Origin of the sequence: Staphylococcus sp. GDB20D11A (assembly GCF_016893255.1) — a bacterium.
Taxonomy (GTDB): domain Bacteria; phylum Bacillota; class Bacilli; order Staphylococcales; family Staphylococcaceae; genus Staphylococcus; species Staphylococcus aureus.
Genome location: NZ_JAFEPJ010000008.1, coordinates 23553 through 39714, shown reverse-complemented (window position 1 = coordinate 39714; position 16162 = coordinate 23553). Strand labels below are relative to the sequence as shown.

General features: G+C 34.7%; 14 protein-coding genes. 6 read left to right on the top strand and 8 right to left on the bottom strand.

Going from position 1 to position 16162, the window contains the following annotated elements:
- Positions 1 to 117: 117 nt before the first annotated feature.
- Entirely contained in the window at positions 118 to 1566 is a 1449-nt protein-coding gene (locus JV528_RS05945; protein ID WP_204177335.1) for an APC family permease, read from the top strand.
- Positions 1567 to 1645: 79 nt separating this feature from the next.
- On the opposite strand, the gene JV528_RS05940 is transcribed toward JV528_RS05945, so the two are convergent.
- Complete coding sequence (locus JV528_RS05940; RefSeq protein ID WP_000030077.1) at positions 1646 to 2983, bottom strand: aspartate aminotransferase family protein; 1338 nt, start codon at positions 2981 to 2983, stop codon at positions 1646 to 1648.
- 253 nt (positions 2984 to 3236) lie between these two features.
- Between JV528_RS05940 and JV528_RS05935 the strand changes: the two genes are divergently transcribed.
- Positions 3237 to 3653 carry a hypothetical protein gene (locus JV528_RS05935; RefSeq protein WP_001237626.1) on the top strand — a complete coding sequence of 139 codons (417 nt, stop codon included), beginning with the start codon at positions 3237 to 3239 and terminating at the stop codon, positions 3651 to 3653.
- 122 nt (positions 3654 to 3775) lie between these two features.
- On the top strand, positions 3776 to 4666 hold the full coding sequence (locus JV528_RS05930; RefSeq protein ID WP_001031407.1) for a fructose bisphosphate aldolase: 891 nt from the start codon (positions 3776 to 3778) through the stop codon (positions 4664 to 4666).
- Between the two features lie 193 nt (positions 4667 to 4859).
- Here the strand turns inward: JV528_RS05930 and lqo are convergent, their stop codons facing one another.
- Positions 4860 to 6356 carry an L-lactate dehydrogenase (quinone) gene (gene lqo, locus JV528_RS05925; RefSeq protein ID WP_001130051.1) on the bottom strand — a complete coding sequence of 499 codons (1497 nt, stop codon included), beginning with the start codon at positions 6354 to 6356 and terminating at the stop codon, positions 4860 to 4862.
- A 295-nt stretch (positions 6357 to 6651) separates the two neighbouring features.
- Here lqo and JV528_RS05920 point away from each other — a divergent pair, with 295 nt between their 5' ends.
- Positions 6652 to 6981 carry a hypothetical protein gene (locus tag JV528_RS05920; RefSeq protein WP_001798838.1) on the top strand — a complete coding sequence of 110 codons (330 nt, stop codon included), beginning with the start codon at positions 6652 to 6654 and terminating at the stop codon, positions 6979 to 6981.
- A gap of 59 nt (positions 6982 to 7040) precedes the next feature.
- Here JV528_RS05920 and mbcS read toward each other — a convergent pair whose 3' ends face one another.
- From mbcS to betB, 5 genes are all read right to left on the bottom strand, one after another.
- Complete coding sequence (mbcS, locus tag JV528_RS05915) at positions 7041 to 8639, bottom strand: acyl-CoA synthetase MbcS (protein ID WP_204177337.1); 1599 nt, start codon at positions 8637 to 8639, stop codon at positions 7041 to 7043.
- A gap of 193 nt (positions 8640 to 8832) precedes the next feature.
- On the bottom strand, positions 8833 to 9276 hold the full coding sequence (locus JV528_RS05910) for an antibiotic biosynthesis monooxygenase family protein (RefSeq protein WP_001028784.1): 444 nt from the start codon (positions 9274 to 9276) through the stop codon (positions 8833 to 8835).
- Positions 9277 to 9555: 279 nt separating this feature from the next.
- Positions 9556 to 9768: a sterile alpha motif-like domain-containing protein gene (locus tag JV528_RS05905; RefSeq protein ID WP_000011688.1), complete on the bottom strand. Its 213-nt coding sequence runs from the start codon at positions 9766 to 9768 to the stop codon at positions 9556 to 9558.
- 276 nt (positions 9769 to 10044) lie between these two features.
- On the bottom strand, positions 10045 to 11754 hold the full coding sequence (gene betA / locus JV528_RS05900) for a choline dehydrogenase (RefSeq protein WP_000066521.1): 1710 nt from the start codon (positions 11752 to 11754) through the stop codon (positions 10045 to 10047).
- A 260-nt stretch (positions 11755 to 12014) separates the two neighbouring features.
- Complete coding sequence (gene betB / locus JV528_RS05895; RefSeq protein WP_000421701.1) at positions 12015 to 13505, bottom strand: betaine-aldehyde dehydrogenase; 1491 nt, start codon at positions 13503 to 13505, stop codon at positions 12015 to 12017.
- Between the two features lie 68 nt (positions 13506 to 13573).
- Here betB and JV528_RS05890 point away from each other — a divergent pair, with 68 nt between their 5' ends.
- Together JV528_RS05890 and cudC are read left to right on the top strand one after the other, a co-directional pair.
- A complete protein-coding gene (locus JV528_RS05890; protein WP_001789908.1) occupies positions 13574 to 13669 on the top strand; it encodes a hypothetical protein in 96 nt (31 codons plus the stop codon).
- An 88-nt stretch (positions 13670 to 13757) separates the two neighbouring features.
- The gene (gene cudC, locus JV528_RS05885) at positions 13758 to 14321 is read left to right on the top strand and encodes a choline uptake/conversion transcriptional regulator CudC (protein ID WP_000198598.1); all 564 of its coding nucleotides are present in this window, start codon (positions 13758 to 13760) and stop codon (positions 14319 to 14321) included.
- A gap of 169 nt (positions 14322 to 14490) precedes the next feature.
- Here the strand turns inward: cudC and JV528_RS05880 are convergent, their stop codons facing one another.
- Positions 14491 to 16113, bottom strand: a complete 1623-nt coding sequence (locus tag JV528_RS05880) for a BCCT family transporter (RefSeq protein WP_204177339.1) — start codon at positions 16111 to 16113, stop codon at positions 14491 to 14493.
- Between the last annotated feature and the right edge of the window lie 49 nt (positions 16114 to 16162).

Sequence of the window (16162 nt, the reverse complement as noted above, 5' to 3'; positions counted from 1 at the left end):
AACATAAAGTTGTGATTTTTCGGAATTTTTAGACAAAATATTGATTATTTGTGCTATGATATAACATATTAAAAAACACCGTATAGAATTGTTTATGAATGTTTGGGAGGAAAGTTTATGGGAAGTTTTTTCAATAAAATAGCACGAAAAGAGGATCCGGCTATCTATCAAAATAAAGATGGTCATTTAAAGCGTACACTTCGGGTGCGTGATTTCTTAGCTTTAGGTGTAGGAACAATTGTATCGACATCTATCTTTACGCTACCTGGCATTGTTGCTGCAGAACATGCAGGACCGGCCGTTGCGTTATCATTCTTACTCGCTGCTATTGTTGCTGGTTTAGTTGCATTTACTTATGCAGAAATGGCTGCCGCTATGCCATTTGCAGGTTCAGCCTATTCTTGGGTCAATGTATTATTTGGTGAATTTTTTGGATGGGTTGCCGGTTGGGCTTTATTAGCTGAATATTTTATCGCCGTAGCCTTTGTTGCATCAGGATTCTCAGCGAATTTACGCGGACTTGTGAAACCAATTGGCATCGAATTACCTGCAGCATTATCAAATCCATTTGGTACGAATGGCGGTTTTATCGATATTATTGCTGCTATCGTTATTTTATTAACTGCATTATTACTATCACGTGGTATGTCGGAAGCAGCACGTATGGAAAATATTTTAGTTATTTTAAAAGTATTAGCTATTATTTTATTTGTAATCGTAGGTTTAACAGCAATAAATGTTAGTAACTATGTGCCATTTATTCCAGAACACAAAGTAACTGCTACAGGTGACTTTGGTGGATGGCAAGGCATATATGCTGGTGTTTCAATGATTTTCTTAGCGTATATCGGTTTCGATTCTATCGCAGCAAACTCAGCAGAAGCACTTGACCCTCAAAAGACAATGCCTAGAGGTATTCTTGGTTCTTTAAGTGTTGCTATCGTATTATTTATTGCTGTAGCACTTGTGTTAGTTGGTATGTTCCATTACTCACAATACGCAAACAATGCTGAACCTGTTGGTTGGGCTTTACGTCAAAGTGGTCATGGTATTGTAGCAGCTATTGTTCAAGCTATCTCTGTTATCGGTATGTTTACAGCATTAATTGGTATGATGTTAGCAGGCTCACGTTTACTTTATTCATTTGGACGTGACGGCTTATTACCTTCATGGTTAAGCCACTTAAACGACAAACATTTACCTAATCGCGCACTAGTTATACTTACTATTATTGGTGTTTTAATTGGTTCTATGTTCCCATTCGCATTTTTAGCACAATTAATTTCAGCAGGTACACTTGTTGCATTTATGTTCGTTTCATTAGCAATGTATCGTTTGAGAAAGCGTGAAGGTAAAGATCTACCAATTCCTGCATTTAAATTACCTTTATATCCTGTGTTACCAGCAGTTACATTTGTTTTAGTATTGCTAGTATTCTGGGGATTAGGATTCGAAGCGAAATTATACACTTTAATTTGGTTTATTGTTGGTATCATTCTATATTTAAGTTATGGACTTAGACATTCTAAGAAAAATGACGTAGCTGAATACCACCCACCAAAATAAAAATCAAAAAAATCATTTCCCATCTGATTAACATCCAGATGTGGAAATGATTTTTTATTTTATATTAAGAGAATCGCTATTACCAACCTTGTCCAGATATGTCATATTGATCTAAGTTACCTGTTTCCAAAATAGTCAGTGCATCTTCTATAGTGTTTAACGCCGTGTCTAATTGCTCATATGTTATCACCAATGGCGGTTGGAATCGCAACACATTTCCTGCTACAGCTATAATAACTACGCCATGCTCAAAGCAGTAATTACAAATTTTAAGTGCCGCACTGGCATCACGTGTTTTGAGTTTTTTGTCGGAAACAATATCAATACCAATGCTCAGACCTTTACCTCTAACATCGCCTACACTATTGTATTTAGATACCCATTGATTCATTCGTTTCCTAACATATTCCCCTTTTTCCGCACTAGCCTGAAGAAGCGACTGATCTTCAATCATTTGAATTGTGGCTAATGCAGCTTCACAACTAACTGGATTAGCACCTGTTGTAAATAAATGTGCTGGTGCTTCTAAACAATTCATAATCTCTTTGCGTCCAACAATTGCTGACATAGGCATACCACCTGCTAAAGATTTTCCGAAAGTGATTAAATCAGGCGTAAAATTAAAGTGCGAGACTGAACTCCATGTACCTGTTCGCCCAAAACCTTGTTGAATATCATCGACAGCGATTAAAATACCATGTTCACGACAAATCTTTTCTAACGCTTCAAAATACCCTGGAACTGGTTCTAAAAGTCCACCATCGCCTTGTATCGTTTCAATAACAATACATGCTACTTCGTCAGCAGGTACATATTTCGCAAACATTTCTTTTAAGGGTGCTAAATATTCTTCTACTGAATTAGCTTGTGGCTGCTCGTACATACCACGATATTTATCTGGAAACGGAATATGATAAAAGCCATTCAATAACGGACCATAATGTTTGCGCATATTTAAACTAATAGCTGACATAGACAACGAGCCAAAAGTTGAACCATGATATGCATTAGTGAAACTAATGATATAAGGACGCCCTGTATATGCTCTGGCAAATTTAATGATGCCATCATTTGCGTCTGATCCAGTTAATCCGAAGGTCACTCTTTTTTCAAAATCTCCAGGTGCAATCTCACAAAGCTTCTTAGCTAAACGTACCAACGGTTCATGATACATATATGCTGGTGTATAATGAATAAATTTATCAACTTGTGCCTTTATCGCTTCTGTTACTTCTCTAGGTGCATGACCTACGTTTTGAGAACTCGCACTCGATAACAAATCGATATATGTCTTCCCCTCAATATCAACCAATGTTGCTCCATATCCATGATCAATAACTAACGGATAATATTTAATACGTCCTGATTTCGCAAAATATTGTTCATCCTCTTGAATTAATTGATGTGCTTTACTCATATACATTCCCCTCCCATTGACAGACCTTATTCGTATAATTACCTTCCCTACATCGATAACCACATTCAATTTGATATCACGTGAAAATACTGTCATGTCATTATGAATACTATCCAATATACTAATAAATTTCAGATTTGTAAATATATTCTGATAATTAAGAATTTTATATCAATCTACTTTGTTTATGCGCATAATTTTGTTCGATTAGGGAATTGTTTACTATATTCCATTTGACTCTGAGGTGATATGAATGCGTTTAAAAGTATTGTTCCATTTCATTGCTGCTATTTTCATATCATTCATGTTGCTATGGATGACCATGTTGTTCGACATAACTAGCGATCAATCACATTTAAAAGCTTTATTATTGAATTTAGATTTTCTAATTCCTTCTGACAATACACCATATACTCTAGAAATAATATGTCACTTACTAATTGGTAGCGTCATTTATTTTGTATTTGTGTTGCTGTTTCATATTTCTAAAAGGCTTTACTATCTATGTTATATCCCTTTAGTTTTCTTATTTATAGCATTGTATCCCTTTTTAGTATTTATTGCGCAACGTCCAATTTTTCAATTTAGTGTGACAGAATTAATCGGTTGGATTATTACACATATTTTCTTTATGTCATTAATGGCGTTAGTCATACCTAGAATAAAATAATATTTTTAATTAAACTGACAATTATTTTTCACATTTTATACACTTTTCAAGGTTTATGACTTGAGAAATGTTCTCATTTTTATCATACTGGAGGTGTATTGAAAAGTTAAGGAGTGGAAAGTATGAATAAAGAGCAATTAGAAAAAATGAAAAATGGAAAAGGCTTTATTGCCGCATTAGACCAAAGTGGTGGTAGTACACCAAAAGCACTTAAAGAATATGGTGTAAACGAAGATCAATATAGCAATGAAGACGAAATGTTCCAACTTGTTCACGATATGCGTACACGTGTGGTAACTTCACCTTCATTCTCACCAGATAAAATTTTGGGTGCTATTCTTTTCGAACAAACAATGGATCGCGAAGTAGAAGGCAAATACACTGCAGATTACTTAGCTGATAAAGGTGTTGTTCCGTTCTTAAAAGTAGACAAAGGTCTTGCTGAAGAGCAAAATGGTGTTCAATTAATGAAACCAATCGACAACTTAGACAGCTTATTAGATCGTGCAAACGAGCGTCACATTTTTGGTACAAAAATGCGTTCTAATATTTTAGAATTAAATGAACAAGGTATCAAAGACGTTGTTGAACAACAATTTGAAGTCGCTAAACAAATTATTGCTAAAGGGTTAGTGCCAATTATCGAACCAGAAGTTAATATTAACGCAAAAGATAAAGCTGAAATTGAAAAAGTATTAAAAGCTGAGCTTAAAAAAGGTTTAGACAGCTTAAATGCTGATCAATTAGTTATGTTAAAATTAACAATTCCTACTGAAGCTAACTTATACAAAGACTTAGCTGAACATCCAAATGTTGTTCGTATCGTTGTATTATCAGGTGGTTACAGCAGAGAAAAAGCGAACGAATTACTTAAAGATAACGCTGAACTTATCGCAAGCTTCTCACGTGCATTAGCTAGTGATTTAAGAGCTGGACAATCTAAAGAAGAATTCGATAAAGCATTAGGTGACGCTGTAGAATCAATCTACGACGCATCTGTAAACAAAAACTAATTTATACATTAAACGTATTTTTTGATATAAACTACTAAAAAGGACTCATACATGTGCTTTAAAGGCATTGTGTATGAGTCTTTTTGATTAAAGTTGATTTTGCGTATGTATTATAGATTACGCAAAAAAATCGGACAGCTGAAAAATCTATAAGATTTCTCAGTTGCCCGATTTTAAATATAGCTATTAGAATTTAGTTTTCGTAGTAACCTAATTCTAAGTCTTTTGAAGTTTGTTTACGGATTTTTCTCATTAATTTTTCGTCTTCAATTAATGATTCACCGTATGATGGAATCATTTTCTTGATTTTAGGTGCCCATTCAGTTTTGTATTCAGGGAAGTTACGTTCTAATACTTCTAACGCAACTGAAACTGAAGTTGAAGCCCCTGGTGATTCACCTAATAATGCGATTACAGTGTGGTCTTGTGAGTTAACCACTTCTGTACCGAATTGGATGAATCCTTTACCGTGTTCAGGTGTATCTTTGATAACTTGTACACGTTTACCAGCAGTGTATAATTGCCAATCTTCGTTACGTGCTTCTGGATAGAAAGTACGTAAATGGTTCATACAACCTTCTTTTGTCATAATCACTTGATCAAATGAGTATTTAATTAAAGGTAAGTTTTTAACAGCTGCTGCTAATAAAGTTGTAATGTTGTATGTTTTAACTGATTTGAATAAATCTAAGTTAGAACCATTTTTCAAGAATTTAGGTCCAACATTAGCAAATGGTCCAAATAACAATGTTCTTTGGCCGTCAATGTAACGCGTATCTAAATGAGGTACAGTCATTGGTGGTGTACCAGGTGGCTCTTTACCATAAACTTTGGCATCGTGTTGTTCAATAACTTGTGGGTTTGTACAAGCTAAGAATTGACCACTGATAGGGAATCCACCTAAATGTTTACTTTCAGGGATACCTGTTTTTTGTAATAATGGAATTGCTCCACCGCCAGCACCGATGAATACGTAGTCAGTTACTTGTTTGAATTTCTCACCAGTTAGGCGATTTTTAACAGTAACTTCCCATTGACCATTTGATAATTGTTCAAAATCAACAACTTCATGGTTAAATTGCACTGTAGCATTTGGATGTGCTTCAATGCTTTTAGCCATTTTACGTGTTAATTCACCGAAGTTTACATCTGTACCTTCGTCAATTTTACTTGCCGCCATGATACCAGGGTTATCTTCACGGCCTTTCATCATCAATGGAATCCATTTTTTCATTACTTCGATGTCTTCAGTATATTCGATATTATCGAACATAGGGAAAGCTTTCATCGCTTCGTAACGATCTTTTAAGAATTTAACATTGTTTTTACCTCTAACATAACTGATGTGTGGTAATGGATTGATAAATTCTCTTGGGTTCTCGATGCTACCGCTTTTCACTAAGTGACCCCAGAATTGTTTTGAAATCTCAAACTCTTCGTTAATCACTTTCGCTTTTTCGATGTCGATAGAACCATCAGGTTGTAAAACTGTGTAGTTCAACTCACATAATGCTGCATGACCCGTACCAGCATTATTTCTTTCGTTTGAACTTTCGATTGCAGGACGATCCAAGCGTTCGTAAACGTGGATATTCCAGTCTGGCTCAATTTCTTTTAACATTGAACCAAATGTTGTGCTAAGTACACCGGCTCCAATTAAAACGATGTCTTTACTATTAGACTTAGCCATTGGTTTCACCTCTCCAAAAATTGTAAATGTGTATCATCAATATGAAAGTTACATAAAACTGACATATTTCTTTAAAATATCAACGCCATAGATAACTTCCTGTTTTAATTGATACGCTGTAACAAAATACTATAGTTAGTGCTTACATATATATGTTAAAGCAAGCAGTGGTAAATGTAAATTATAATTATTCATTAACTTTGCAATATATTAAATCTTTTATTCATAGAAGATAAATATCAAATCGATCATAATTATTTGACAACAAATAGCTAACAATTGTTTTAATCTACATTTGACTTATAGCATTTTAAACATATACTCTATTTTGATACAATATAAGTGTAAAATCAATCATAAAAAGGAGATTCAATATATGCATCTAAGAAAATCACTTCAATTACCTTTAATATTGAAATTTATTTTGAATCTTGCCCTTATAGGTATTGTAATTATCGTTCTAACACATACTGAGTTTCAACTTAATGCCGGTGATAGTAATGTGTTTTTATTAAACTGGGATATTCGAGGTTTAACATCTTATATTTTCTCATTCTTAATACTGGTTGCGCTTGTTTCTAAACTAATTTTAATATTTATAACTAGACGACAAAGAACATCATAAATAAACAAGCAGTCCAGTGCGTATCATCATACCTTACGCATTGGACTGCTTTGCTATGTTTATTGATTGCTATCTTTTTGTTGTTGCCATTTTTCTATTTCAGCATCTCGTAGTTCAACACGACGAATTTTACCTGAGTTTGTTTTTGGTAAGTCGTCAACGAATTCAATCTCTCTCGGATATTTATATGGTGCAACTTCATTTTTAACAAATTGTTGTAGTTCTTTAACTAGCGTATCATCACCCGCAGTATGATCCTGTAAAATAACGAATGCTTTAACAATATTTCCACGTATATCATGAGGTTTTGCTACTACAGCACATTCTTTAACGGCTGGATGATTCGTTAACGCATCTTCAACTTCAAAAGGCCCAATCGTATAGCCTGAACTAATAATAATGTCATCTCGACGTCCTTCAAACCAGAAATAATCATCATCATCTACATGAGCTAAGTCACCAGTGATGTAGTATTTACCTGTTTGCGCTTTCGCCGTACGTTCTGGCTCTTTATAATACCCTTTGAAAAGTGCTGGCAAATCAAGTGGCACTGCAATATTCCCTTTCGTATTAGCAGGTACGCTATTCCCCTCATCATCTACTACAGTGACCGAACTACCCGGAATGCCTTTACCCATTGATCCAATCCTTTGTGGTGTATCTTTTAAAAAGCCTATAAGCAAGGTACTTTCAGTCTGGCCATATCCATCTCTTACAGTTAAATTAAAGTATTTCTTGAATTGTTCAACTACTTCTCGATTTAGTGGCTCACCTGCAGAAACGGCACTATGTAAATGCGTTAAGTCATAATCATTTAAGTTCTGTAATTTAGCCATCATACGATATTCTGTCGGTGTACAACATAAAACATTAATTTGATATTTTTGAAGCAATTCTAAGTATGTTTCAGGGCTGAATCTTCCATTAAATACAAAAGCAGTTGCACCTGAACCTAATACAGATAAGAAAGGACTCCATACCCATTTTTGCCAACCTGGTGCTGCTGTTGCCCAAACTAAGTCATCTTCATTAATACATAACCAATGTTTTGGTGCCATTTGTAAATGTGCAAATCCCCATCCATGACAATGTGTAACGGCTTTAGGATTGCCAGTTGTACCAGATGTATATGACAGAATCGCCATATCATCACGCGTCGTATCTGCCATTTCTAGTTTGTTACTTGCGTTTTCTTTTTCAGCTTCAAGTGAAATCCATCCATCTTTTTGACCGGCAATAACAAATTTAGTTAACGCATCATATTCTTTAATTTTTTCAAATTCAACTGTGAATGGCTCTAATGCAATGACTGCATTTATTTCACCGTGTGTGATACGGTATTGTAAATCTTTAGTTCTTAGCATTTCAGAACATGGAATGATTGCAACACCTAATTTTAAAGCAGCAATATATAATTCATACGTCGCAATAGATCGTGGCATCATAATGAGTACTTTATCGCCTTTAGATAAACCATGCGATGCTAAAACATTACCTACTTTATTAGACTGTTCAATGAGCTGTTGGTAAGTGACTGATATATCTTCGCCTTCAGTATTATGATATAAAATCGCCTTTTTATCTGGTATGTGGCTATATTTTTCGATTTCCGAAATAATGTTATATTTTTCAGGCGCGAATAGAGCTGACTTTTGCATAACTAACTTCCTTTCATACATCCACTTTTCCTGTGATGAACATTGTAATTTTATAAATGAATTATATATATCATACGCCTATCTTTACAGAATTTTCAATTAAATAGGGTTAAATATCAAAGTCCTCGACACTACACTTTGACATGACGTAGCATTCAAGGACTTTCAAATGATTGAGGGGTGATATCTCGGGCTAGACCATATCAGCTAATTCAATACGAATATTGTATGATAATTCACGATTAATTATTTTTACATCTGCACCTTTCGAAGTGCCACGATGCTTGTGTGTATGCTTGTACTCAGCTGAATTTTGCCAATGATAAAATGCTTGCCTATTTTCCCACAGCGTAATAATGATATAGTGTCTACCAGCTGTTCTAGGTCTTAAAAACCTTAATGCTTTAAACCCATCAACGTTTTGCAAATGTTTATTTCGTTGTAAAAACTTTTGCTCGAAAGTTTCTTCTTGTCCTTCGTTAATATATAAATGATTTAACACACATAATGAATCATTTGATAAATCATTTATCGCTTCTAGAACATCGTAATATGCAGTGTCATTATTTTTTTGTATTGTGAGACAATCATCCAGTTCTTCTATTACATAACTTCTATATTCATCATAAATGTTCATAATACATGCCTTCATTTCATTTATATTTTTGGTCATATTACTTTATATCTATTACTAATTCATTCCCGTATTTATTAATTACAATCATAGTTTGGCTTCTTTTTAAAAAATAAGACTTTGTAAAAAGTATTAATATTTCATACAAATGGGGACAGGAGTCGCCCGCTATTTTTGTGTCTTCAATTTCATAATCATTATTTAACATTAGTCATGAAAATAGCCGACAACTTCATCTGTGAAATCACCGGCCTTTTATTTTAGCTAACTTTATTTCTGATTTTACGATTTTAATTGATCATACAGAGAAAGTGATCTTTTTACAATTTCTAAAAACTCATGATCTATATTAGACATTTGATGAAAATAAGACAAAATGTTTTCTGTTAGCTTCTCTTGTTTTGGGAATGAATCATCTTCTTTAATCCAAATCGCTAATTCGCCTAATGGTGTTTTATCATCTTTAAATGTTTGTATATATTCGTAAAAGCTCATAGTATTCCTTCTCTCAATTTACTTATATAAATCCTACCACGAAAGCTTTCAAGAAAACACAATTAAATGTCTATTTAGTGAACTTTTATGGTTGTACACTCTTTTAATGTCTGCCAATTAGGTCAATTAATCATCACAATGTACAATTAACTCTATTTTCAGTTCATATACTCACACACCGTTTTTGAACAACACATTAACTTCTCATTTAGATAAAACGCAAAAAAGCCTGGCACCAATACAATAGATGCCAGACTAAGAGTCTACTATATAAATTTATTTAGCATATGGTTTTACTTCGATTGCACCTTCATTTTCATCATGAACACCATGCTTATAATAATCAATATATTGTGGCTCTAAAGGCTTTCTGCCACGTATAATGTCTGCTGCTTTTTCAGCTAACATTAAAACAGGTGCATGTATATTGCCATTTGTCGTACGTGGCATAGCTGATGCATCAACTACACGTAAATTTTCCATACCGTGGACTTTCATTGTTAACGGGTCAACTACTGCCATTGGATCTGAAGCAGGACCCATTTTAGCACTACAAGATGGGTGTAATGCTGTTTCACCATCTCTACGAACCCAATCAAGAATTTCTTCGTCTGTTTGCACTTCTGGTCCTGGTGAAATTTCTCCACCATTGAATGGATCCATTGCTTTTTGAGATAAGATATTTCTTGCTACACGAATTGCTTCTACCCATTCTTTTTTATCTTCTTCTGTTGATAAATAATTAAAGCGGATACTTGGTTTTTCGAATGGATCTTTAGATTTGATTTTCAAGCTACCACGAGAGTTTGAATACATTGGTCCTACGTGAACTTGATAACCATGTGCGACCGCTGCCTTTTGACCATCATATCTTACAGCTATTGGTAAGAAATGGAACATTAAGTTAGGATAATCAACTTCGTTATTTGAACGTACAAATCCGCCACCTTCAAAATGGTTAGATGCTGCTGCACCTGTACGTGTGAAAATCCATTGTAAACCAATAAATGGCATACGCTTGATATCTAAGCTTGGCTGTAATGATACAGGTTCCTTACATTTATGTTGAATGTATACCTCTAAGTGATCTTCAAAGTTTTCACCCACACCAGGTAAATGAACACGTGGCTCAATGCCTTTTGATTTTAGGAACTCTGAATCACCGATACCAGATAATTGTAGTAATTGTGGCGTATTGAATGCCCCACCAGACAAGATGACTTCATTAGCATCGATGGTATGTAGTTTGCCATTTTTCTTATACGTAACACCAGTTGCTCTTCTACCTTCATAATGAATTTCAGTTACAAAGGCACGTGTTTCAACGGTTAAGTTTTTACGCTTCATAGCTGGATGTAAATATGCTCTTGAAGCTGACATTCGGCGACCACGATGTACTTGACTATCGAACGGTCCAAAACCTTCTTGTCTAAATCCATTCACATCAGGTGTTTTATGATAGCCTGCTTCAACACCTGCATCAAAGAATGACTGGAATAAAGGATTCGTTGCTGGCCCTCGTTTTAATTTAATTGGTCCATCATGGCCTCTAAATTTATCATAAGGTGCTGCACCGTATGTTTTTTCTAATTTTTTAAAATACGGTAAACAGTGCGCAAAATCCCAAGTTTCCATACCTTCTGGTTCTGCCCAGCCTTCATAGTCCATTGGATTACCACGTTGATAAATCATGCCATTAATCGAACTTGATCCACCTAAAACTTTACCTCGGGCATGTGCTACTTTACGACCGCCCATATGTGGTTCTTCATCTGTTGAATAAATCCAATCGTAAAATTTATTGCCTGAAGGGAACATTAACGCAGCAGGCATTTGGATAAATAAATCCCAAAAATAATCACTGCGACCCGCTTCTAATACTAAGACTTCTTTATCTTTATCTTCACTCAGACGATTACCTAGTACAGAACCTGCACTGCCTCCTCCAATGATGACATAATCATATGATTTGTTTTTGTTACTCATCGTTATGACCTCCAAAGTTTGTTGTATTTCAAAGTGAGCATTGCATGAAATATTTGTTAGTGGCTGATTGGTTATCGTTGAATTGCTAAACTTAGCTAACCAAAACACTCGATTTTCCTTTTATGATTGTTACTAACAGTCATGAAATAATCTATGATTCATTTTGCGTTTAGTCCAAATTATCAATCAACATATCGCCACTTATACAAAACAAAGTGAGTGTCTTGTGTTCTTACAATGGCACTCACCTTATCTAATTTTTATTTGCTAAACCAATTCACTAATTGTGGATTTGTATTTGTTAAAATGTGTTTTGAAACAAGGTACTCTTCTAAGCCTTCTTTGCCTAATTCTCTACCGATACCTGATTGTTTGTATCCACCCCATGGCGCTTGTGCAAAATATGGGTGGAAATCATTAATCCACACCGTTCCAAGTTTCAACTTGTTAGCAACGCGTTGTGCTTTTCCAATATCTTTAGAAAATACAGCACCTGCTAAACCATATATAGAATCATTCGCTAATTGAATCGCTTCTTGTTCAGTTTCAAAGCCTTCTACAGTAACGACAGGTCCGAAAACCTCTTCTTGTACAATACGCATTGACGTATCACAATTTGTAATGACTGTTGGCTCGAAGAATAGACCATCTTTTAAATCGTCTCTATCTGGACGTTTACCACCAACAGCAATTGTTGCGCCTTCTGCTTTAGCTACATCCATATAAGATTCGATTTTATTACGATGTTCTGTTGAAATCACTGGTCCCATTTCAGTATCAGCATCAAAACCATTACCTAATTTGATTTTTTTCACGCGATCAATAAGTGCTTGCTCAAATTTGTCTTTAATACTGTTTTGTACTAATATTCTTGATCCTGCTGAACAAACTTGACCTGCATGGAAATATCCACCATTTAACGCTTGGTCTACCGCCAATTCAAAATCAGCATCATCAAAGATAATGTTTGGATTTTTACCGCCAAGTTCCAAGGCAATATTCGTAACATTATTAGCAGCATTTTTCATAATATGCTTACCAGTCTCAATGCCACCTGTAAATGATACAAGGTCAACCTCTTTATGACCTGACATTACGTCACCAACTTCAGAACCTGCACCTAGAATAAGATTAATTGTTCCTTTAGGGAAACCAACTTCTTCCATTAATTCAAAAACACGTATTGTTGTTAATGGTGTAATTTCACTTGGTTTCATAACTAGTGAACAACCCGTAGCAAGCGCTGGCGCAATTTTCCATGATGCTTGTAATAACGGATAATTCCAAGGTGTAATTTGTGTAACTACACCTACTGGTTCTTTAACAATTTTGCTTTCTGTATCTGGAATTGGTGAATCAATCATTTCGCCACCGTCTTTATCTGCTAATCCAGCAAAATACATAAACACATTATGAATATCATCCATATCTGCATATGATTCTTCTAACGTTTTTCCAGTATCTAATGTTTCTAATCGTGCTAACGCTTCGCGATGTTCTTTGATCTTGTCCGCGATGGCACGTACTTTTTTACCTCTTGTTTCAGCAGTTTCTTGCGACCATTCACCAGACTCAAACGCACGTCTTGCAGCTAAGATTGCACGTTCTGCATCCTCTTTTGTCCCTTCAGAAACCGTAAATATCACTTCTTGATTGTAAGGATTGATAATATCTCTTGTATTTTTATTCGCGCTTTCAACCCACTCACCATCAATATATTGACGCTGAGATAAATGTTTTAAAAGTTCCATTCAACAACCTCCGTTAAGTTTGTTAAATTTTTATTTAACGAATTTTACAAACTTATGTTAGCATAGAAATGAAAAATGTGTCAATTTACAAAACAACTCAAGAATTAAGTTTTGTAAGTTCGTTAGATTTTTATTTAACGAAACATTTAACTTTAATGCTTTAAATATTTTTAATGTCTTTTTTTAGAAAAGGTTTTATAATGTATTAGTATTTATTTTAACGTGACCAAAATGATGTACGGAGGTGCAATGATGACTCGTTCTCAGAACAAACAGCAACAATTAGAACAAGCAAAAGATATTGTAATTAATTCAATTGGACAGACAATGGATTTGTATGGCACTAATAGAAGTGTAGGAAACTTATATGGCACTATGGTGTTTGAAGGCAGTATGACGCTTGATGAAATGCGTCATCAATTGCAAATGAGCAAACCAAGTATGAGTGCTGGCGTTAAGAAATTGCAGGAATTTGATATTGTTAAACAACAATTTACGAGAGGAAGCCGCAAACAACATTTTATCGCCGAAAAAGACTTTTTCATCTTTTTCCGAAACTTTTTCACTAAAAAATTTCAGCGTGAAATTGACATCAATGTCGAAGCAGTAAAAGATGCTCAGGCTATTATCAATCCATTACTTGAAAGCAGTGATTTAACTGAAGCTGAAACACAAGAGGCACAAAAAATTAAAGCTCAGCTTGATCATACACATGTTTATTACGAATGGTTAGAACAGTTAACCGAAGCGATTGAAAGCGGTGAAATTTTCAAATATTTCCCAATTCCAGAACAGCCTTCTGATTCTGAAAATTAAAATTGACTCTAACAACGACAATAACAACAATAGATACTTAAAACAATGCAATAGGTGCACGAAATAAACGGTAACTTCTATCTCTACAAATAGAAATTACCGTTTTTGCTTAATATGACAATCAATCATATACTTATAAAATTCAAAATCTTATGCATCATTAATTGAATTATAAATTATCGTCTTGTTCTTCTTCTGATACTTGAACGATTCGCAATGAACGACGTTCAACTTCTTTTAATTTTTCAGCACGCGTTTCAAGTTTAATTCTATCGCGTCCTAAAATGATTAAAAATGATATCATCATGAAAATAAAAATAACAATTAATGGCACACTTGCCAGTATTGAAGCAGTTTTCAATACTTCTAATGCACGTTCGCCACCAACTAGCATCAATGAAAATGGCAATAAGCACAATGCAAATGCCCAGAATAAACGATTGGCACTTAATGGTTCGCCTACCACTTTTTTCTGAGATGCTGCCGCTAAAATATATGAACCCGAATCAAATGTTGTTGCTAAGAATAAGAAAGCAGATACTAAGAATAGTACAATCATCAATGATGGGAATGGTAAATGATGCACCACTTCAATAATGGTTGCCTCTGTACCATGTGTATTTAAATATTGTGTTACATTAAACTGTCCAGAAATTTGTAAATACACAGCATAGTTACCAAAAATACCAAAGAATAATACGCATCCAAGCGTTCCATAAATAATTGTTCCTAGCACGACTTCTTTAAGGCGTCGACCTTTTGAAATTCTAGCAATAAATAAACCGATAAATGGCGCATATACTAACCACCATGACCAGTAGAATATTGTCCAGTCTTGTGGGAAATTCGTTTCTTTTCGACCTTTAATACCACCGAATGGTTCTAACCATGTTGCCATATGGAAAAAATCTCTCAACATATTTCCGAACCCTGTCACTGTCGTTTCCATAATAAAAACAGTCGGTCCAATAATAAATATAAAGGCTAAAAGTACAAATGATAGCCAAACGTTGATATCACTTAACTTTTGAATACCTTTTTTCAATCCTGTATATGAACTAATAGCAAATATGACCGTAATCGTTAATAAAATGGCCGAACGTAAAATCATATTTTTACCATCTAAACCAGTTAATCTTTCTATGCCTGCAGAAATTAATGGCACACCTAACGCTAGTGATGTTGCCGCACCACCTAGCAATCCAAAGATAAATAAGATATCTACAACTTTACCTACAAATTTATCTGTTTGACCTTTTAAAATCGGACGACAAGCTTGACTAATTTTATACACCGGTTGTTTTTTAACAAACACTAAATAACCAATTGGTAATGCTGGTAAAACGTAAATAGCCCAAGCAATTGGTCCCCAGTGGAACATACCATATTGCGTCGCATATTGGAGTGCTTCATCACTCATACTTTTCGCGCCATTTGGTGGAACTTGATAGTAAAAAGCCCATTCAATAACGCCCCAGTATAAAATATCAGAGCCTATGCCTGCACAAAACAGCATTGCCGCCCATGTAAATGTATTAAATTCTGGTTTATCACTTGCTTTACCAAGTGTGACATTACCATATTTACCAAATGCGATATACATTACAAAGCAAAAAATCGCCAGCCCCATAAATAAATATATCGAACCAATTGAATCAGAAATGGCACTATTAATACCAGTGATGATATCTTCACTTGCTTTTGGAAAAGCCATCATAGGTATAACTGCAAAAAGAAGTACAGCTACTGTCCCTATAAAGGTCGTCCAGTCCATAACTTTCTCTTTTTTCAATTGTGCTCCCCCTAATTATTAATTTTATGAATCCTGTTTCGATTTATCT